Genomic DNA, 18,057 nt, shown 5'->3' on the forward strand with positions numbered 1-18,057 from the left:
TTCCGACCCACCACAATTTTCCAGGCGCTTGCGACGGTCTGTGCTTTGCTGTTGAGGTCGATACATTCACGGCGCCACGCGCGCCACGGGGAGCAGACATGCTGGAAAGGCTGTTTCAACTCAAGGCACACAACACCAACGTGCGCACCGAAATTCTCGCGGGCGTCACGACTTTCCTGGCGATGGCTTACATTCTGTTCGTCAACCCGAGCATTCTCGGTGAGACCGGCATGGACAAGGGCGCAGTGTTCGTCGCTACGTGTCTGGCGGCCGCCATTGGCTCGACGATCATGGGCCTGATCGCCAACTACCCGATTGCCCTCGCTCCGGGCATGGGCCTGAACGCCTTCTTTACCTACACCGTGGTTCTGCACATGGGCCACACCTGGCAAGTGGCGCTGGGTGCGGTGTTCATTTCCGCCGTGCTGTTTTTTCTGCTGTCGATTTTCCGCATCCGCGAATGGATCATCAATGCCATCCCGCTACCGTTGCGTTCGGCGATTGCCGCCGGTATCGGCCTGTTCCTGGCGCTGATTGCCCTGCACAACGCCGGTATCGTGGTGAGCAACCCGGCGACCATGGTGGGGCTGGGCGACCTGACCAAGCCGGCGCCGATTTTAGCCACCATCGGTTTCGCGGTGATCGTCGCCCTCGAAGCACTGAAAGTGCGCGGCGCCGTCCTGATCGGCATTCTTGCCGTGACCATCGCCTCGATCGTACTGAACGTCACCGCCTTCAACGGCATCCTGTCGATGCCACCGTCGCTGGCACCGACCTTCCTGCAGCTGGACATCAAAGGCGCGCTGGACATTGGTCTGGTCAGCGTGATCTTCGCCTTCCTGTTTGTGGACCTGTTCGATAACTCCGGCACTTTGATCGGTGTTGCCAAGCGCGCCGGCCTGATGGGCAAGGACGGTCACATGCCGAAAATGGGCCGTGCCCTGATCGCCGACAGCACCGCGGCAATGGCCGGTTCGCTGCTGGGCACGTCGACCACCACCAGTTACATCGAATCCGCTGCTGGCGTCAGTGCCGGCGGTCGCACCGGTCTGACGGCCATCGTCGTCGCGATCCTGTTTCTGCTGGCGCTGTTTTTCTCGCCATTGGCGGCCAGCGTCCCAGCCTTCGCCACCGCGCCGGCGCTGCTGTTCGTCGCTGTATTGATGACTTCTGGCCTGGCGGAAATAGACTGGGACGACATCACCGTGGCTGCGCCGGTCGTAGTCACTGCGCTGGCCATGCCGTTTACTTATTCGATCGCCAACGGCATCGCCTTCGGCTTCATCGCCTGGACCGCCATCAAGCTGTTGTCCGGCCGCGCCCGTGAGCTGAACCCGGCGTTGGTGATTCTGTCGATTCTGTTTGTGATCAAGTTGGGTTGGTTCAACGCATGACTTTCGATTCCCAGGCCTACGCCGAACAACTCGATGCCAAGGTCGCGCGCCTGCGTGACCTGCTGGCGCCGTTCGATGCGCCCGAACCGACCGTGTTCGACTCGCCTCTGCAGAACTTTCGCCTGCGCGCCGAATTCCGCCTGTGGCGCGAGGCCGGCGAGCGGCACTACGCGATGTTTTCCCAGGACGACAAACGCACGCCGATCCTCATTGAGGAGTTCCCGATTGCCAGTCTGCGCATCAACCAGTTGATGCCGCAGTTGAAGGCTGCGTGGCAGGCCAGCTCCGCGTTGAGCCACAAGCTGTTTCAAGTGGAGTTCCTCACTACGCTGGCCGGCGACGCGATGATCACCCTGTGCTATCACCGTCCGCTGGATGAGCACTGGCACGCGGCCGCGACCCGGCTGTCGGCCGATCTCGGCGTCAGCATCATCGGCCGCTCCAAGGGCAAACGCGAAGTGCTTGGCCTGGATTATGTGGTCGAAAAACTCGAAGTCGGCGGCCGCACCTTCAGCTATCGCCAGCCCGAAGGCGCGTTCACCCAGCCCAACGGCACGGTCAACCAGAAGATGTTGAACTGGGCGTACGAGGCACTTGGCGATCGCAGCGACGACCTGCTGGAGCTGTACTGCGGCAACGGCAACTTCACTTTGCCCCTCGCCACCCGCGTGCGCAAAGTGCTCGCCACGGAAATCAGCAAGACCTCGGTCAACGCTGCACTGAGCAACCTCAGCGAAAACGCTGTGGATAACGTCACGCTGGTGCGTCTGTCCGCCGAAGAGCTGACCGAAGCACTCAACGAAGTGCGCCCGTTCCGTCGCCTGCACGGCATCGACCTGAAGAGCTACGAATTCGGCAGCGTCTTCGTCGACCCGCCCCGCGCCGGCATGGACCCGGACACCTGCGAGCTGACCCGACGCTTCGACAACATCCTCTACATCTCCTGCAACCCGGACACGCTGGCGGCCAACATCGCGCAGTTGAACGACACGCACCGCATCACTCGCTGCGCATTGTTCGACCAGTTCCCGTGGACTCACCACATGGAATCGGGCGTGCTGCTGACCCGGCGCTGAGTGCGTATGCCAGGAATGAAAAAGCCGTCGTGATGACGGCTTTTTTGTGGGTGCGTTTCTAGGTTGTTCGATCACCGAACAAAATCCACCGTTCCCAAAGTTGTTCAATTGACCCATGTAACCATCTAGTACATTTTATCTCCACAGGCTGAAACCTCTCGGCCCAAGCCAAAAACAATAAGTGGAGTTAACGTCATGCCCCCTATCGTTCTGGTGCTTAACGGCCCGAACCTGAACCTGCTCGGCACGCGCGAGCCGGAGACTTATGGCCACGAAACCCTGGCTGACATTTCCGCGTTGTGTGGTCGTGCGGCACAAGAATTCGGCCTGGCCGTAGAGTTTCGCCAGACCAACCATGAAGGCGAATTGCTCGACTGGATTCACGGTGCGCGCGGTCGTTGCGCTGGCATCGTCATTAACCCGGCAGCCTGGACGCACACCTCGGTCGCGATCCGCGATGCCCTGGTCGCCAGTGAACTGCCGGTGATCGAAGTCCATCTGTCGAACGTGCATGCCCGCGAACCGTTCCGTCATCATTCATTCGTTTCCGGCATCGCCACGGCAGTGATGTGCGGATTCGGCAGCCATGGCTATCGATTGGCGCTGGAGCATTTCAGCCAGCGATTGAAGGGGTGAATCGTATGTCCCGCCCCAACGTGATACTCGCCGGGCTGATCGGCGCCGGTATTCAGGCCTCGCGCACCCCGGCGCTGCATGAGCATGAAGGTGACGCCCAAGGCCTGCGTTATCTGTACCAACTCATCGACCTCGATCAATTGCGCCTCGACTGCACTGCCCTGCCCGGCTTGCTGCAAGCGGCGCAGCGAATGAATTACACCGGGCTGAACATCACCTTTCCGTGCAAACAGGCGATCATCCCGCTGCTCGACGAGTTGTCGCCCGAAGCACGGGGCATCGGCGCGGTGAACACCGTGGTGCTGAAGAACGGCAAGCGTGTCGGCCACAACACCGACTGCCTCGGTTTCGCCGAGGGTTTTCGTCGCGGTCTGACGGACGCTGCCCGCGAACGTGTGGTCCAGATGGGCGCTGGCGGCGCCGGTGCGGCAGTGGCCCACGCGCTACTCGGCGAAGGCGTACGGCAACTGACGATTTTTGATGTCGATCATGAGCGCGCCGAGAGCCTGGCGAACAATCTGAATCAGCATTTCGGTGAGCGACGCGCCCAGGCCGGGCGGGACTTGCCCGACGCGCTGGCGCAGGCTGACGGTCTGGTGAACACCACGCCAGTGGGCATGGCCAAGCTGCCGGGTTCACCGGTGCCGGCCGGATTGCTACGCGAGCAACTGTGGGTCGCGGAGATCGTGTACTTCCCGCTGGAAACCGAGCTACTGCGTGACGCCCGCGCCTTGGGTTGCCGGACCCTGGACGGCGGCAACATGGCGGTGTTTCAGGCGGTCAAGGCGTTTGAATTGTTCAGCGGCGTGGCGCCGGATGCGCAAAGGATGCTTGAGCATTTTCAAAGCATGAATGGCTGAATATCAAAGCGGCACCTGTGGGAGCGAGCCTGCTCGCGAAGGCGTCGATTCAGTCAACGAATATGGCGACTGACATGCCACTTTCGCGAGCAGGCTCGCTCCCACAGGGATGATCGGTTCAGGCCTTCAGATAGCGCAACACCGACTCGCAGATCATTTCCCGATGACGCAGCTTGATGGCTTCGTCCGGCAAATCGATCTGGAAGATCTCACCGAGCGTGTGCCGGTTCGAGACGCGGTAAAAGCAGAACGAACTGATCAGCAAATGCACGTCCAGCGCATCGATCCCGTGGCGGAACAATCCTTCGTCAGCGCCCCGTTGCAAAATCCCGCCCAGCGTATCGAGAATCGTGTTGTTCAACGCCTTGATGGCATCGGAACGCTTCACATACTCGGCGTTGTGGATGTTCTCGATGCTGACGATGCGCACGAAATCGACGTTATGGTCGTGGTGATCGAAAGTGAATTCCACCAATCGGCGGATCGCAAGCTCGGGCGGCAGTTCGTCCAGATGAAGTCGGTTTTCCGTGCTGCGGATATCGCCGTACAACTTTTCCAGCACTTCGACGTACAGCTGCTCCTTACTGCCGAAGTAGTAATAGATCATGCGTTTGGAGGTGTGGATGCGCTCGGCGATCGCATCGACGCGGGCGCCTGACAAGCCCTGTTGGACGAACTCGACGATCGCCTCCTGCAGGATGTTCTCGCGGGTCTTTTCCGGGTTGTTCTTGCGACTCTTGCGCGGCGCTGCGTCGGGCTCGACAACAGCGGCGGAAAGTTCTGAATTCATGGTCATCGCGGGCTCACGGCCATCACTGCACAAGCTGGCGATTATGGGCCGCGCGGGACAGTGAAGGAAGCCGCGCGGCCGGTGTTTGATCCCGCGTTTACGAATTACCTACAACTTCGCCTGGCGCACCGCGCCGCTGCGCGATTTGGCCATCGCTGCCAGTCGCACGGCGACGTTGGCCGCGCCGTAGCCGGCATAGCCGTTCTTGCGCTGGATGATCTCGAAGAAGAAACGCCCTTCGAACGGCTCGGTGTAAACGTGAAACAGCTCGCCGCCCTGGGCATCACGGTCATAGAGCACGTTGTAATAGGCCAGTTCACTGAGAAATTCATCATCGAAATCGAACCGCGCCGCAAGGTCGTCGTAATAGTTCAGCGGAATGTCCAGCAGCGGCACGCCGGCCTCTTTGGCCCGACTCACCTGGGCGAAGATGTCGTCACAATCGAAGGCGATGTGGTGCACGCCGGAACCGCGATAACTCGACAGCGCATGGGAGATCGCGGTGTTGCGGTTCTCGGAAATATTCAGCGGCAGACGGATCGAGCTGTCGCGGCTGCGCAGTGCGCGGCTTTTCACCAGACCGTATGGATCGGGCAGTACCACCTCGTCGTCGGCCTCGAAATCCAGCAGGCTTTTATAGAACAGCACCCAACTGTCGAGGCTGTCGGCCGGCAACGCCATGGCCATGTGGTCGATGCGCTTGAGGCCCGTGCCCACCACCGCGTCCGGTAGCATGTTGAAGTCCGTGCCATAGACATCGGCGTTTTCATCGACCAGATAAATCAGGCTGCCGTCGGGCGCGCGTACCGCCGCCAATTCGAGCTCGTTGGGGCCGACGAGCCCACGATAAGGCTGCCCTTTGTAGGCGATCGCCCGAGCCAGCGCACTGGCGCTGTCCTTGACCCGCACGGCGGTCGCGCACAGCGACGGCCCGTGGGCTTCGAAAAAGCTGTGTCCGAACGAATACGGCTCGGCATTGAGGATCAGGTTGATATCGCCCTGACGCAGCAGGCTCACATTCTTGGAACGATGCTGCCCGGCCTTGACGAAACCGAGGCGTTGCAGCCAGTGACCGAGCTTCGCGCCGAGCGCTTCGTCGATGGCGAACTCAAGAAACTCGATGCCATTGTATTCGCTGGCCCTCGGTGTCTCGAAAAGGATGTCGCGGTTGGCAACAGGTTCGGCGTCCTGCTCCAGCCGCTGGCGCGTTTTCTCTTCCAGATACAGCAGCGAACGCAAGCCGTCGGCGGCATTGGCCCGTGGCGGCGCGGCTCGGAATCCGTCATTGAAGATTTCCAGCGACAGCGGGCCGGTGTAGCCACTTTTGATGATCGGCGCGAGAAATCCCGGCAGATCGAATTCGCCCTGCCCAGGGAAACAGCGAAAATGCCGGCTCCACTCCAGCACATCCATGGCCAGAATCGGCGCATCGGCCATTTGCACGAAGAAGATCTTGTCGCCGGGAATGTCGGCGATGGCGCCTGGATCGCCTTTCAGCGACAGGGTATGAAAGCTGTCGAGCAACACGCCGAGGCTCGGGTGATCGGCCTGACGCACGATGTCCCAGACCTGCTGCCAGGTGTTGACGTGACGGCCCCACGCCAACGCCTCATATCCGATGCGCAACCCACGGGCGCCGGCGCGCTCGGCCAGCAGACGCAAATCATCGACAAGCATTTGCTGATCGCCAACGCTGTCCGGCGATGCGTTGCTGCACACCAGCACCAGGTCGGTGCCCAGTTCCTGCATCAGATCGAATTTGCGTTCGGCGCGCTCAAGGTTGCGCGCCAGACGATCACGGCGGCAGCCTTCAAAGTCACGGAACGGCTGAAACAGGGTAATGGCGATCCCGAGATCGGCGCACATCTGTTTAATTTCCCGCGGGCTGCCGTCGTAGTACAGGAGGTCGTTTTCGAAAATCTCCACCCCGTCGAAGCCGGCGGCGGCGATGGCCTCGAGTTTTTCCGGCAGGGTGCCGCTCAAGGAAACGGTGGCAATGGAACGCTGCATGTTTCAACTCCCGTTGGAGACGGCGGCTGCGTGAGCCGCGCCGCTTTTATAGGATGAGCAAATTATTGGCTGCATCCCTCCGCGCAGCAATTTAAAGTGTACTACCCGGTTAGTTTTGCGTGCGATTATCGAACACTAAGGCGATTTGGCGAATTGACGATTTTTCGTCCACTGCCCAACATCGGTTGCACATCGAGTCCGGCCCACTAACCACCGGACAAGGTGTTCGACAAAGAAGAACACCAAATAACAAATCCAAAAACGGGTGGAACACATGATTCCTTCACAGACTTCCCGCGTGGCTCCGGCCATGAGCACTGCCACGGGTGGCATCGGCGACAAGATCCGCGGCGCCATGGCGGTCGGCAAGACCCGCTGGGGCATGCTGGCGCTGGTGTTTTTCGCCACCACTCTGAACTACATCGACCGCGCCGCCCTCGGCGTCATGCAGCCGATCCTCGCCAAGGAAATGAGCTGGACGGCGATGGACTACGCCAACATCAACTTCTGGTTTCAGGTGGGCTACGCGATCGGGTTTGTCCTGCAGGGCCGGTTGATCGACCGGGTCGGCGTCAAGCGCGTGTTCTTCTGCGCCGTGCTGCTCTGGAGCCTCGCCACGGGCGCTCATGGCCTGGCGACGTCGGCGGTCGGTTTCATGGTCTGCCGGTTTATCCTCGGCCTGACCGAAGCGGCCAATTACCCGGCCTGCGTGAAGACCACGCGCCTGTGGTTCCCGGCCGGCGAGCGCGCCGTCGCCACCGGCATCTTCAACGCTGGCACCAACGTCGGCGCGATGTTCACGCCGATGCTGTTGCCGCTGGTGCTGCACGTGTGGGGCTGGCAGGCGGCGTTCCTGTGCATGGCCGCGCTGGGCGGGATCTGGTTGCTGTTCTGGGGGTTGAAGTACTACAACCCGGAAGATCATCCGAGCGTGAAAAAATCCGAACTCGATTACATCCAACAGGAAGTCGAACCGGAACAGGCCCGCGTGCCCTTCTCGAAAATCCTGCGCATGCGCGGCACCTGGGCCTTCGCCATCGCCTACTCGCTGACCGCGCCGGTGTTCTGGTTCTATCTGTACTGGCTGCCGCCATTCCTCAATCAGCAATACAACCTGGGCATCAACGTCACGCAGATGGGGATTCCGCTGATCATCATCTATGTCACGGCCGACTTCGGCAGTGTCGGTGGCGGCATTCTGTCTTCGTTCCTGATCGGCCGCGGAATGAACTCGATCAAGGCCAGACTGCTATCGATGCTCCTGTTCGCCTGCTGCATCATCGGCGTGGTGATGGCTGCGGGTTCCGCCAATCTGTGGGTCGCCGTGGCCGCGATTTCCCTGGCGATCGGCGCGCACCAGGCCTGGACCGCCAACATCTGGAGCCTGGTGATGGATTACACGCCCAAGCACATGATGAGCACGGTGTTCGGCTTCGGCGGCATGTGCGCGGCAATCGGCGGGATGTTCATGACCCAGATCGTCGGCCACATCCTGACGGTCACCAACAACAACTACACGGTGCTGTTCACGCTGATCCCGGCGATGTACTTCCTTGCATTGACGTGGATGTACTTTATGGCACCGCGCAAGATTCCGACCGTTACCGAATAACCTTCCTACCTGGATTCCATTGTGGGAGCGAGCCTGCTCGCGAAGGCGTCAAGTCAGCCACTTACAGGGTCACTTGCACACCGTTTTCGCGAGCAGGCTCGCTCCCACAGTCATTTGGGTGCCCTTCTCAGCGGCGGCTCTGCTGCCAAGCCGCCGCCAGCCCGCTGCAGCAGATCACCGCGATACCGATCACCGTCAATCCGCTCGGCGTATGGTTGAACAGCAGCCAGCCCAGCAAACCCGCAAACACGATCTGGCAATAGCCAAACGGCGCCAGCAAGGCCGGTGCTGCGTGGCGGAACGCCTGGGTCAGAAACAGGTGTGCGGTCATCCCGCAACTGCCCAGTGCCAGCATCAGCGCGGCATGGGTCAGGGTCGGCACTTGCCAGAAGAACGGCACCAGCGCACTCATCACCAAGGTGTTGCACAGCCCTGCGAAAAAGTTGCTGGTGGTCGGGCTATCGATGGTGGCGAGCTTGCGGGTCAGCAGTTGGTAGAAGCAGAAAAACAGCGCCGAGCAGAACGGCAGCAAGATTGCTGGAGTGAACAGTTCGCCGCCGGGGTGGACGATAATCAGCACGCCGATGAAGCCGCAAATCACCGCGATCCATTGCCCGCGCGTCACTCGCTCGTTAAGCAGCGGCACCGACAGCGCAGTGACCAATACCGGCGCAAGAAAGTTGACCGCCGTGGCTTCCGCCAGCGGGATGTATAACAACGCGGTAGTGAAAAACAGACTCGTACAGAGCAGGCAAAGGGCACGAACCAACTGCCATAACGGTTTTTTTGTCCGCAAGACACGCAACCCGGACTGCGGCAGAAAAATCCCCGCCATCAGCAAGGTGTGCACCACGTACCGCGCCCACACCACCATCACGATCGGATAGAACCCGGACAGGTATTTGGACAAAGCGTCGTGGCTGGAAAACAGAAACGTCGCCACGACAATCAGCAAGATCCCCTTGAAGGGCTGGTTGACACCGGAGAGCGGAGTGCTGACGGTCATTGGCAATCTCTGAAGAAATACAGTGCGAGCTTAGTCGCATGCGTGGCAATCGGTTTTCCCAATCATAGTCGGCAGACCTTTCAACAAGCAGAACAGATCATCATGATTCCTCGCCGGGAAACCGCCGTTGTTCCAAAGCGGGACGCAAGATTCCGGCCATGTCCGCGCGCTGCGGGCCTGCCCCATCACAGACTGCTGTCGAAACAGCGGGTTCACCCATACGTCGGTACAAATTCTTCTCCGGATTGAATTCGCCGCCCTGCCGACCGTCAATAACAAGCCCGCCCTGCGTGGGTGCGTGTGAATGGACGGACGGCCCGACTGGCGCCACACTCACACACCAGCAACACTCATCATGACCTGCCACTTCACCCGCAATAAAAGAGGATTCCCACATGCTATGGAAAAAAGGCCGACGCAGTGACAACGTCGTCGACGCCCGGGGTGATGGCACAGGCGGTGGCGGCGGCATGCGCTTCGGTGGCGGCAAGGGACTGAGCCTGACCGCCATCGTGTTGATCGTCGGCATCGGCTGGCTCACCGGCCAGGACCCGATGCAGATCCTCGGTCAACTGACCGGGCAGATGGAGCAACCAGCGCCCACCTCGCAAACCCGTCAGGCGCCGCCGGCCAACGATGAACAGGCCGAGTTCGTCCGCTCGATTCTGGGCGACACCGAAGACACCTGGGGTCCGATCTTTCAACAGGCCGGGCGCCAATACAAAGACCCGACGCTGGTGCTGTTCAGCAACCGGGTCAATTCCGCCTGCGGCATGGCGACGTCGGCCACTGGCCCGTTCTACTGCCCCGCCGACCAGAAGGTATATCTGGACATGGCGTTCTTCCAGGAAATGTCGCAACGCTTCAAGGCGGCCGGCGATTTCGCCCAGGCTTACGTGATCGCGCACGAAGTCGGTCACCATGTGCAGACGCTGCTCGGCGTCTCGGCAAAAATCCAGGCCGCCCGCCAGCAAGGCCGGCAGATGGAAGGCGACGGTGGTTTGCTGGTCCGTCAGGAACTGCAGGCCGATTGCCTCGCCGGCGTCTGGGCCTATAACGCGCAGAAGCGCCTGAACTGGCTGGAACCCGGCGACATCGACGAAGCCTTGAACGCCGCTAACGCCATCGGTGATGATCGCCTGCAGCAACAGGGCCAGGGCCGCGTCGTCCCGGACTCGTTCACCCACGGCACGTCGGCGCAAAGGGTGCGCTGGTTCAAAACCGGATTCGCGCAAGGCCAGGTAAGCCAGTGCGACACCTTCGCGGCGAAAACCCTGTAAATGCAAAAGTGGCTTTTGGCGTTACTGTTCATCACCGGCACCGCGCAAGCGACGGGTGTCGATGCGATCAGCCCCGGTCGCCTGCAACTGAAGGCCGGGGAAATGGCGGTGGGCATCGGCCCTGCGCCGGAAAAGATCGAGCGGGTGCTGATCGTGATTCATGGTCGATTGCGCAACGCGGAGACCTATCGCAAAAGCGCCGAAAGCGCCGTCGAACTCGCCGGGCAAACCACGCATACGCTGGTGATTGCCCCGCAGTTTCTCAATGAAAGTGATGTCACGCTGTATTCGTTGCCGCCAACGGTACTGCGCTGGCAAGGCAACGAGTGGATGGGCGGCGGCTTGTCCACGGGGCCCAATCCCTTGAGCTCCTATGCCGCGCTGGATGAAATCGTGGCGCGGATCAGCGATCGCAAGCAGTTTCCGGACGTGAAGCAGATCGTGATCTTCGGCCACTCCGGCGGCGGTCAAGTGGTACAGCGCTACGCCCTGCTCGCCAAGGATCAGCCGGCGCTCAAGGCCAATGGCATCCGTCTTCGTTATGTCGTGGCCAATCCCTCGTCATACGCCTACTTCAATGAACAGCGCCCGGTGGCGTTCGATCACGCGCAATGTCCGGGTTTCAATCGCTGGAAGTACGGTCTGGCAGACATGCCGGTGTATGCCGGCGGGCAAACGCCATTGCAGGTGGAAAGCAGTTACGTCAAACGCGAGGTGATTTATCTACTGGGGCAGCAGGATGTCGACCCCGAGCATCCGGCGCTGGACAAGAGCTGTGCGGCCGAGGCGCAAGGCGCTTACCGGTTGATGCGCGGCAAGCTGTATTTCGGTTATCTGTTGCGCCGCCATCCGGGCGGGGTCAATCAGCGGCTGATTGAAGTGCCCGGCGTCGGGCATGACGGGGATGGGATGCTGACGTCGGCGGAGGGGCAGAAGGCGTTGTTTGATCAGTAAGTTATGCGCTGAATCTACCGGCCTCTTCGCGAGCAGGCTCGCTCCCACAGGGTTCTGTGACATGCACAAATATCTGCGCACTGAAGATCCAATGTGGGAGCGGGCCTGCTAGCGAAGGCGCCCGGTCAGGCGACGAGGATCTCAAGCCTGAACCATCCGCCGCAACTCGACACAATCCTGCGCATGCCAATCGGTCAGTTCCGGCCACGGGTTGTCCGGCAGATTCACCAGCACCGTCCGCGCGCCCGCTGCTCGCCCGCAGTCCAGATCGAAACGGTAATCACCGACCATCACCATCTCGCTGGCCTGCACTTGCCAGGCCTCTGCCAGTTTCAGCAAACCACCCGGATGCGGCTTCGGCGGAGCTTCATCGCGACCCAGTACATCGTCCACGTCAAAGCAGTCGGCCAGGCCGATCGCTTCCAGCGTGACATGCGCCAGCTCCCGCGCATTGCGGGTCAGAATGCCGAGGCGATAACCGCGCGCGTGCAGGTCACGCACCAATTCCACCGCACCGGTTGCCGGGGTCGAACCCAGCGCCAGGTCGCGCTCATGCTCCAGCAGCCAGGCATGTTTGGCCGCCGCTTCATCGGCCGGCAATGCGGCAAGATGCGTGAGAATATCGTCCTCTGCAGGAATCCCCAGCGCCACGCGAATCGCCGCGAAGTCGTGCACCGCGACAGTCAGCGTGCCGTCCATGTCAAACACCCAATGACGGACCTCGGCCAGGCTCATGCCCAATCCTTGCGGTGGCGGATCAGGCCTTCCTGAGTCACCGAAGCGACCAACTGCCCGGCGCGATTGAACACGCTGCCACGGGAAAAGCCTCGGGAATTGCCGGCCCACGGGCTGTCCATCGCATACAGCAACCAGTCGTCGGCACGCAGATCGTTGTGGAACCACAGCGCGTGATCGAGGCTGGCGACCTGCATGTCTTTCTGCCAGACCGATTTGCCATGCGGCAGCATCGAAGTGGTCAGCAGACCGAAGTCCGAGGCGTAGGCCAGCAGGTATTTGTGCAGCGCCGGGATGTCGGCCAAGGCGCCGTCCGCGCGGAACCACACGTATTTGACCGGGTCGGCCGGTTGCGGGTTGTAGGGGTCTTTTTCAGTGACCGGGCGCACCTCGATCGGTTTTGGGCACAGCAGCTTTTCACGCATGTGCTCAGGAATCAGGTGCGCGCGTTGCTGGATCAGTTCCAGCTCCGAGGGCAGGTTTTCCGGGCCGACCACCACGGGCATTTCGCCTTGATGCTCAAAGCCCTTTTCGTCGTACTGAAACGAAGCGCTGCAGGTGAAGATCGGGTGGCCCTTCTGAATCGCCGTGACGCGGCGGGTGCTGAAACTGCCGCCGTCGCGCACGCGATCAACCGAGTAGACCACCGGCAACTTGGCATCGCCCGGGCGCAGGAAATACCCGTGCATCGAATGCACGTGGCGCGCCTCTTCTACCGTCTGACTGGCCGCCGACAGCGACTGGCCAAGCACCTGACCACCGAACAACTGCCGGAAACCCAGGTCCTGGCTGCGGCCACGAAACAGGTTTTCTTCGATCGGCTCCAGGGTTAGCAAATCGACCAGATCTTCCAGCACTTGGCTCATTCAGACTCTCCTCACACAAAGCAATGGCCGCGCAGTCTTGGCTGCGGCGGACGATTCAGGTTCTGGCACGGGCCAATACGATGGCGGCCATTGTAAACGTCCGTGTCGGCTTATTCATGCAAGGTTTGCAGCCATTGTTCGCGGCTGATGCGATACAACACATGGCGGCGCAACGGGTGCCCGACGGCCAGCTTGGGGTGATCGAAGTCGTCGGCGGGATCGTGGTGCATGCCGATTGCCTGCATGACTTTCTCGGAAGGGAGATTGGTTTTCGCGGTGAACGACACGACCTCTTTCAAACCCAACCGATCAAACCCGCAGCGCAGAGCGGTCCATGCCGCTTCACTGGCGTAACCGAGCCCCCAATGCTCCTTGGCCAGTCGCCAGCCGATTTCCACCGCCGGGGTAAACGGCGCGTCGAAGCCGACCACGCCGAGCCCGGTGAATCCGATGAATTCGCCGGTGTCCTTGCGCTCCAGTGCCCACAAGCCAAACCCGTGCTCGGCAAAATGCCCGCGCACCCGACCGATCAGCGCGGCGCTTTCCAGTCGGGTCAAGGGTGCCGGAAAGTAACGCATCACCTGCGGATCGGCACACATTTGGGCAAATATCGGCAAGTCCTCGTCCTGCCATTGCCGCATCAGCAGTCGCGCGCTCTCCAGTTGCAGTATCGGCTCCATCTTGCCCCTCCCTTTGCGTGTCGCAAGTCTACATCGCTGGTAGGATCCTTCACGCGTTCCGACGTTCCAGATTCTTCACTGCCAGACGAAATCACCATGCCCGTGCCGCTGATCTACCACGAAGACTACAGCCCCGAGTTTCCGGCGGATCACCGCTTCCCCATGGACAAGTTTCGCCTGTTGCGCGATCACCTGGTCGACAGCGGACTGACCCGCGATGCCGACCTGCTGCGCCCGCAAGTGTGCCCCAACGACATCCTCGCCCTCGCCCATGACCGCGGCTATATCGAACGCTACATGAGCGGCGAGTTGTCTCGCGAAGACCAACGGCGTCTCGGCCTGCCGTGGAATGAGGCGCTGGCGAGACGCACCGTGCGCGCCGTTGGCGGTTCGATCCTGGCGGCGGAAAAAGCCCTGGAACAGGGCCTGGCCTGCCATCTGGCGGGCGGCACTCATCATGCGCACTACGACTACCCGGCCGGGTTCTGCATTTTCAATGACCTGGCGATCATCAGTCAGTACCTGTTGCAAAGTGGCCGGGTCAATCGCGTGCTGATCTTTGATTGCGACGTGCATCAGGGCGACGGCACGGCGCGGATTCTTCACGACACGCCTGAGGCGATTACCGTTTCCCTGCATTGCGAAAAGAATTTTCCTGCACGCAAAGCAGAAAGTGATTGGGACATTCCGTTGCCCAAAGGCATGGGCGATGCCGACTATCTGAAAGTGGTCGATGACACGCTCAATTATCTATTGCCGCTGTATCAGCCAGACCTGGTGCTCTACGACGCCGGCGTGGATGTGCACAAGGACGACGCCCTCGGTTATCTGCAGCTCACCGACGAAGGCGTGGCCGAGCGCGATGAACGCGTGATGCGTCATTGCCTGGGCCGGGACATCCCGGTGGTCGGCGTGATCGGCGGCGGCTACAGCAAGGACCGCCACGCCCTCGCCCGCCGCCACGGCATCCTCCATCACAGCGCGCAGCGTGTGTGGGATTCACACGGCTGTCATTGAAGTGTGCCGCGTTACCCACAATCGCTGTGGAACTGCCTGTGGATAAGCTGAGCGAAAGGGACTGCAGGCCTTGAGGGCTATGGCGTTCAGAAAGCTGATTAATAATTAACCACCCAACATTTCCCCTGTGGGAGCGAGCCTGCTCGCGATAGCGGTCTTGCATTCAACATGGATGCCGATTGATCAATCGCTATCGCGAGCAGGCTCACTCCTACTTGAGATTTGCGCTGTTAGAATGCGCGCCTTATCCCGCCATACCGCAGCGCACGCCCATGACCCAGAACTCCGCCTCCGTTAATGCTCACGTCGCCATCATCGGCGGTGGCCCCGCCGGCCTGATGGCCGCCGAAGTGCTGAGCCAGGCCGGCGTCCGTGTCGATCTGTACGACGGCATGCCCTCGGTGGGCCGCAAATTCCTGCTGGCCGGGGTTGGCGGCATGAACATCACCCACTCCGAAGCTTACCCTGCATTTCTTTCGCGCTACGCCGAACGTGCGCCGCAAATCGCACCGCTATTACGTGCATTCGATGCCGATGCGCTGTGCCAATGGATTCACGATCTGGGCATTGAAACGTTCATCGGCAGTTCCGGTCGCGTCTTCCCCACTGACATGAAAGCCGCCCCCCTGCTGCGCGCCTGGCTCAAACGCCTGCGCGACAGCGGCGTGGTTATCCACACCCGCCATCGCTGGCTCGGCTGGGACGAACACGGCGCCCTGCGCATCGTCAGCCCGCAGGGCGAAATCAGCATCGAACCCGACGCCACCCTGCTCGCCCTCGGCGGCGGCAGTTGGTCACGCCTGGGCTCGGACGGCGCGTGGATGCTGCCTCTGGAGCAACGCGGCGTGGATCTGGCGCCGTTGCAGCCAAGCAATTGCGGCTTCGAGGTGCAGGCCTGGAGCGAGCTGATGGTGAGCAAATTCGCCGGCGCGCCGCTGAAAAACATCGCCATCGGTTTGAACGACGATATCCCGCGTCTGGGCGAATGCGTCATCACCGCGACCGGGATCGAGGGCAGCCTGATTTATGCGCTGTCGGCGCCGATACGCGAGGAAATCAATCGCTATGGCGCAGCGGTTATCCACATCGACCTGCTGCCCGGCTGGCCTGTGGATAAATTGCAGGCGGCGCTGAGTAAACCACGCGGTTCGCGATCGATGGCCAAGCATTTGCACAGCCAGGTCGGGATCGACGGAGTGAAAGCTTCGTTGCTGCGCGAGTTGACCGATGCCGAGTCCTTCGCCGATCCGGCACTGCTGGCCCGAGCGATCAAGGCATTGCCGCTGACACTGGTAAAAACCCGTCCACTGGACGAGGCGATCAGCAGTGCGGGTGGCGTGAGGTTCGAAGCGATGGATGAGCGATTGATGCTCAAGGCGCTGCCGGGGGTATTTTGCGCAGGCGAAATGCTTGATTGGGAAGCGCCGACGGGCGGCTATTTGCTGACGGGATGTTTTGCCAGCGGCCGGGCGGCCGGGCTTGGGATGTTGGAGTGGTTAAGGCGCGGGGACTGAGTCGCCACTGCCCCTCACCCCAGCCCTCTCCCCAGGGAGAGGGAGCCGACCGCGGTGTCTGGCTTCTTACATCGACCTGAAAGGCCGTGTCGATTATGGATCTGATGCCGCATGACCAACTGGATCGATTATGGATTCAGCAACGCCTATTCAGATCGGCGCAACTCATAAGCATCCCCAAATCAGTCCCCTCTCCCTCCGGGAGAGGGTTAGGGTGAGGGGCTTCTGACTTTTGATCTCAAGGTTTGCGCTTGCGCGGCCCGGTGTTGAACACCGGCACTTTGCGCACTGGCTTGATCGATGGCTCCGGCGTCTGGCTCTCACCGCTCTCCACCCATTTGCCCAGATTACGCTTGCCGCCACCGCCGGAAGTCTTCGGCTTTTTTGGTTTCTTCGGTTTTTTGACCACCTGACCACTGGCATCGGTATCCGGCACGCGGTGCTCGGGCTCGAAGTCCGGCTCGTTCTGGCGCTTCAACGTTTGGCGCGTCAGCATTTCAATCGCCGACAACATGTTCACCTCATCGGCGCACACCAGCGAAATCGCCTCACCGGTGGCACCCGCACGCCCGGTACGGCCGATGCGGTGAATGTAATCCTCGGCCACGATCGGCAGATCGAAGTTGACCACCAGTGGCAGATCTTCGATATCAAGGCCACGCGCAGCCACATCGGTCGCGACCAGAATCTGCACTTCGCTGAGCTTGAAACGATCCAGCGCGCGTTGGCGGGTCGCCTGCGGTTTGTCGCCATGGATGCCGTCAGCATTCACACCAAGGCCCTGAAGTTTTTCCACCAGCGCATCGACGCCGTTGCGGGTTTTGGCGAACACCAACACCTGCTTCCACTTGTTCTTGCGCATCAGGTGCACGAACAGCTCGGCCTTGCGCTTTTTATCCACCGTCACGATCCACTGCTTGACGGTGTTGGCAGCGACGTTGCGCGGGCTGACTTCGACGCTTAGCGGATCGTTGAGCATCTGTCCGGCGAGCAGGCGGATATCGTCGGAGAAGGTTGCCGAGAACAACAGGGTCTGGCGCTTTTTCGGCAGCATGCGGTAAATATTCGCCAGTTCTTCGGAGAAGCCCAGGTCGAGCATACGATCGGCTTCATCCAGCACCAGAGTTTGCAACTGATCCAGCTTCAACGCGTTCTGGCGGAACAGATCGATCAAGCGACCGGGCGTGGCGACAAGCACATCGACGCCGCCGCGCAGCTTCATCATCTGCGGGTTGATGCTGACACCGCCGTAAACCGCATAAGTGCGCAGCGGCAGATTTTCAGCATACTGGCGCACGGCTTCGTGGACCTGCTCGGCCAGCTCGCGGGTCGGCACCAGAATCAGCGCACGCGCCGAGTTGGCGGTGACTTTCGGCCCTTCCATGGTAAGCAACTGCAACAACGGCAAGGCGAAACCGGCAGTCTTGCCGGTGCCAGTCTGTGCCGCTGCCATCAGGTCGCGACCGGCCAGCACGGCCGGAATGGCTTGCGCCTGGACCGGCGTCGGGGTCTGGTAGCCGAGCGTCTCAAGGGAGCGCAGCAAGGGTTCGATCAGGCCAAGGGAGGCGAAAGTCATGGGAGTACCGTAGGAAAAAATGACGCGGGGATGCAATGCCGCGCAGTTTAC

The 18,057-nt window shown here is 60.9% G+C and carries 16 protein-coding genes; 9 read left to right on the plus strand and 7 right to left on the minus strand.

All coding sequences use genetic code 11. The features are described 5' to 3' along the window. Positions 1-98 precede the first annotated feature (98 nt). The 4 genes from HU727_RS13800 to HU727_RS13815 all read left to right on the plus strand — a co-directional run bounded on the left by HU727_RS13800 (position 99) and on the right by HU727_RS13815 (position 3,966). Positions 99-1,394 (plus strand): NCS2 family permease, encoded by a 1,296-nt coding sequence (locus HU727_RS13800; protein WP_186532416.1) that lies wholly within the window; start codon positions 99-101, stop codon positions 1,392-1,394. After that, positions 1,391-2,470, plus strand: a complete 1,080-nt coding sequence (gene trmA / locus HU727_RS13805; protein ID WP_186532415.1) for a tRNA (uridine(54)-C5)-methyltransferase TrmA — start codon at positions 1,391-1,393, stop codon at positions 2,468-2,470. The genes HU727_RS13800 and trmA overlap by 4 nt, the downstream gene beginning before the upstream one ends. A 195-nt stretch (positions 2,471-2,665) precedes the next feature. Beyond that, entirely contained in the window at positions 2,666-3,106 is a 441-nt protein-coding gene (gene aroQ, locus HU727_RS13810; protein ID WP_186532414.1) for a type II 3-dehydroquinate dehydratase, read from the plus strand. Positions 3,107-3,111: 5 nt separating this feature from the next. Beyond that, complete coding sequence (locus HU727_RS13815; protein ID WP_186532413.1) at positions 3,112-3,966, plus strand: shikimate dehydrogenase; 855 nt, start codon at positions 3,112-3,114, stop codon at positions 3,964-3,966. A gap of 118 nt (positions 3,967-4,084) precedes the next feature. Here HU727_RS13815 and HU727_RS13820 read toward each other — a convergent pair whose 3' ends face one another. Together HU727_RS13820 and quiC are read right to left on the minus strand one after the other, a co-directional pair. Beyond that, positions 4,085-4,762: a TetR/AcrR family transcriptional regulator gene (locus HU727_RS13820; RefSeq protein WP_186532412.1), complete on the minus strand. Its 678-nt coding sequence runs from the start codon at positions 4,760-4,762 to the stop codon at positions 4,085-4,087. A 102-nt stretch (positions 4,763-4,864) separates the two neighbouring features. Continuing rightward, positions 4,865-6,766: a 3-dehydroshikimate dehydratase QuiC gene (gene quiC / locus HU727_RS13825; protein ID WP_186532411.1), complete on the minus strand. Its 1,902-nt coding sequence runs from the start codon at positions 6,764-6,766 to the stop codon at positions 4,865-4,867. 274 nt (positions 6,767-7,040) lie between these two features. Here quiC and HU727_RS13830 point away from each other — a divergent pair, with 274 nt between their 5' ends. Further along, positions 7,041-8,378: an MFS transporter gene (locus HU727_RS13830; protein ID WP_186532410.1), complete on the plus strand. Its 1,338-nt coding sequence runs from the start codon at positions 7,041-7,043 to the stop codon at positions 8,376-8,378. 127 nt (positions 8,379-8,505) lie between these two features. On the opposite strand, the gene HU727_RS13835 is transcribed toward HU727_RS13830, so the two are convergent. Further along, complete coding sequence (locus tag HU727_RS13835) at positions 8,506-9,384, minus strand: DMT family transporter (protein WP_186532409.1); 879 nt, start codon at positions 9,382-9,384, stop codon at positions 8,506-8,508. 395 nt (positions 9,385-9,779) lie between these two features. On the opposite strand from HU727_RS13835, the gene ypfJ reads away from it, so the two are divergent. Then, positions 9,780-10,664 carry a KPN_02809 family neutral zinc metallopeptidase gene (gene ypfJ / locus HU727_RS13840; protein WP_186532408.1) on the plus strand — a complete coding sequence of 295 codons (885 nt, stop codon included), beginning with the start codon at positions 9,780-9,782 and terminating at the stop codon, positions 10,662-10,664. Continuing rightward, positions 10,665-11,618, plus strand: coding sequence for an alpha/beta hydrolase family protein (locus HU727_RS13845; protein ID WP_186532407.1), 954 nt, complete (start codon positions 10,665-10,667; stop codon positions 11,616-11,618). Positions 11,619-11,759: 141 nt separating this feature from the next. On the opposite strand, the gene HU727_RS13850 is transcribed toward HU727_RS13845, so the two are convergent. The 3 genes from HU727_RS13850 to HU727_RS13860 all read right to left on the minus strand — a co-directional run bounded on the left by HU727_RS13850 (position 11,760) and on the right by HU727_RS13860 (position 13,899). Then, positions 11,760-12,353 carry an HAD family hydrolase gene (locus tag HU727_RS13850; RefSeq protein ID WP_186532406.1) on the minus strand — a complete coding sequence of 198 codons (594 nt, stop codon included), beginning with the start codon at positions 12,351-12,353 and terminating at the stop codon, positions 11,760-11,762. Beyond that, the gene (gene tesB / locus HU727_RS13855) at positions 12,350-13,219 is read right to left on the minus strand and encodes an acyl-CoA thioesterase II (protein WP_186532405.1); all 870 of its coding nucleotides are present in this window, start codon (positions 13,217-13,219) and stop codon (positions 12,350-12,352) included. Before tesB ends, HU727_RS13850 begins: the two co-directional genes overlap by 4 nt. A gap of 110 nt (positions 13,220-13,329) precedes the next feature. Then, positions 13,330-13,899: a GNAT family N-acetyltransferase gene (locus tag HU727_RS13860; protein WP_186532404.1), complete on the minus strand. Its 570-nt coding sequence runs from the start codon at positions 13,897-13,899 to the stop codon at positions 13,330-13,332. A 96-nt stretch (positions 13,900-13,995) separates the two neighbouring features. Here HU727_RS13860 and HU727_RS13865 point away from each other — a divergent pair, with 96 nt between their 5' ends. Both HU727_RS13865 and HU727_RS13870 read left to right on the plus strand, forming a co-directional pair. Further along, entirely contained in the window at positions 13,996-14,916 is a 921-nt protein-coding gene (locus HU727_RS13865) for a histone deacetylase family protein (RefSeq protein WP_186532403.1), read from the plus strand. A gap of 272 nt (positions 14,917-15,188) precedes the next feature. Then, positions 15,189-16,430 (plus strand): TIGR03862 family flavoprotein, encoded by a 1,242-nt coding sequence (locus tag HU727_RS13870; RefSeq protein WP_186532402.1) that lies wholly within the window; start codon positions 15,189-15,191, stop codon positions 16,428-16,430. Between the two features lie 238 nt (positions 16,431-16,668). Here HU727_RS13870 and rhlE1 read toward each other — a convergent pair whose 3' ends face one another. Next, entirely contained in the window at positions 16,669-18,006 is a 1,338-nt protein-coding gene (gene rhlE1, locus HU727_RS13875) for an RNA helicase RhlE1 (protein WP_186532401.1), read from the minus strand. Positions 18,007-18,057 lie beyond the last annotated feature (51 nt).

It is taken from the genome of Pseudomonas khorasanensis, assembly GCF_014268505.2.
Classification (GTDB): Bacteria; Pseudomonadota; Gammaproteobacteria; order Pseudomonadales; family Pseudomonadaceae; genus Aquipseudomonas; species Aquipseudomonas khorasanensis.

Bases quoted from the DNA above. Each gene is read 5' to 3' on its own strand.
- HU727_RS13820 (WP_186532412.1), bottom strand. From the start codon at position 4,762: ATGACCATGAATTCAGAACTTTCCGCCGCTGTTGTCGAGCCCGACGCA.
- quiC (WP_186532411.1), bottom strand. From the start codon at position 6,766: ATGCAGCGTTCCATTGCCACCGTTTCCTTGAGCGGCACCCTGCCGGAA.
- HU727_RS13865 (WP_186532403.1), top strand. From the start codon at position 13,996: ATGCCCGTGCCGCTGATCTACCACGAAGACTACAGCCCCGAGTTTCCG.
- HU727_RS13860 (WP_186532404.1), bottom strand. From the start codon at position 13,899: ATGGAGCCGATACTGCAACTGGAGAGCGCGCGACTGCTGATGCGGCAA.
- ypfJ (WP_186532408.1), top strand. From the start codon at position 9,780: ATGCTATGGAAAAAAGGCCGACGCAGTGACAACGTCGTCGACGCCCGG.
- HU727_RS13870 (WP_186532402.1), top strand. From the start codon at position 15,189: ATGACCCAGAACTCCGCCTCCGTTAATGCTCACGTCGCCATCATCGGC.
- HU727_RS13830 (WP_186532410.1), top strand. From the start codon at position 7,041: ATGATTCCTTCACAGACTTCCCGCGTGGCTCCGGCCATGAGCACTGCC.
- HU727_RS13835 (WP_186532409.1), bottom strand. From the start codon at position 9,384: ATGACCGTCAGCACTCCGCTCTCCGGTGTCAACCAGCCCTTCAAGGGG.
- HU727_RS13845 (WP_186532407.1), top strand. From the start codon at position 10,665: ATGCAAAAGTGGCTTTTGGCGTTACTGTTCATCACCGGCACCGCGCAA.
- trmA (WP_186532415.1), top strand. From the start codon at position 1,391: ATGACTTTCGATTCCCAGGCCTACGCCGAACAACTCGATGCCAAGGTC.
- HU727_RS13800 (WP_186532416.1), top strand. From the start codon at position 99: ATGCTGGAAAGGCTGTTTCAACTCAAGGCACACAACACCAACGTGCGC.
- tesB (WP_186532405.1), bottom strand. From the start codon at position 13,219: ATGAGCCAAGTGCTGGAAGATCTGGTCGATTTGCTAACCCTGGAGCCG.
- HU727_RS13850 (WP_186532406.1), bottom strand. From the start codon at position 12,353: ATGAGCCTGGCCGAGGTCCGTCATTGGGTGTTTGACATGGACGGCACG.
- rhlE1 (WP_186532401.1), bottom strand. From the start codon at position 18,006: ATGACTTTCGCCTCCCTTGGCCTGATCGAACCCTTGCTGCGCTCCCTT.
- aroQ (WP_186532414.1), top strand. From the start codon at position 2,666: ATGCCCCCTATCGTTCTGGTGCTTAACGGCCCGAACCTGAACCTGCTC.
- HU727_RS13815 (WP_186532413.1), top strand. From the start codon at position 3,112: ATGTCCCGCCCCAACGTGATACTCGCCGGGCTGATCGGCGCCGGTATT.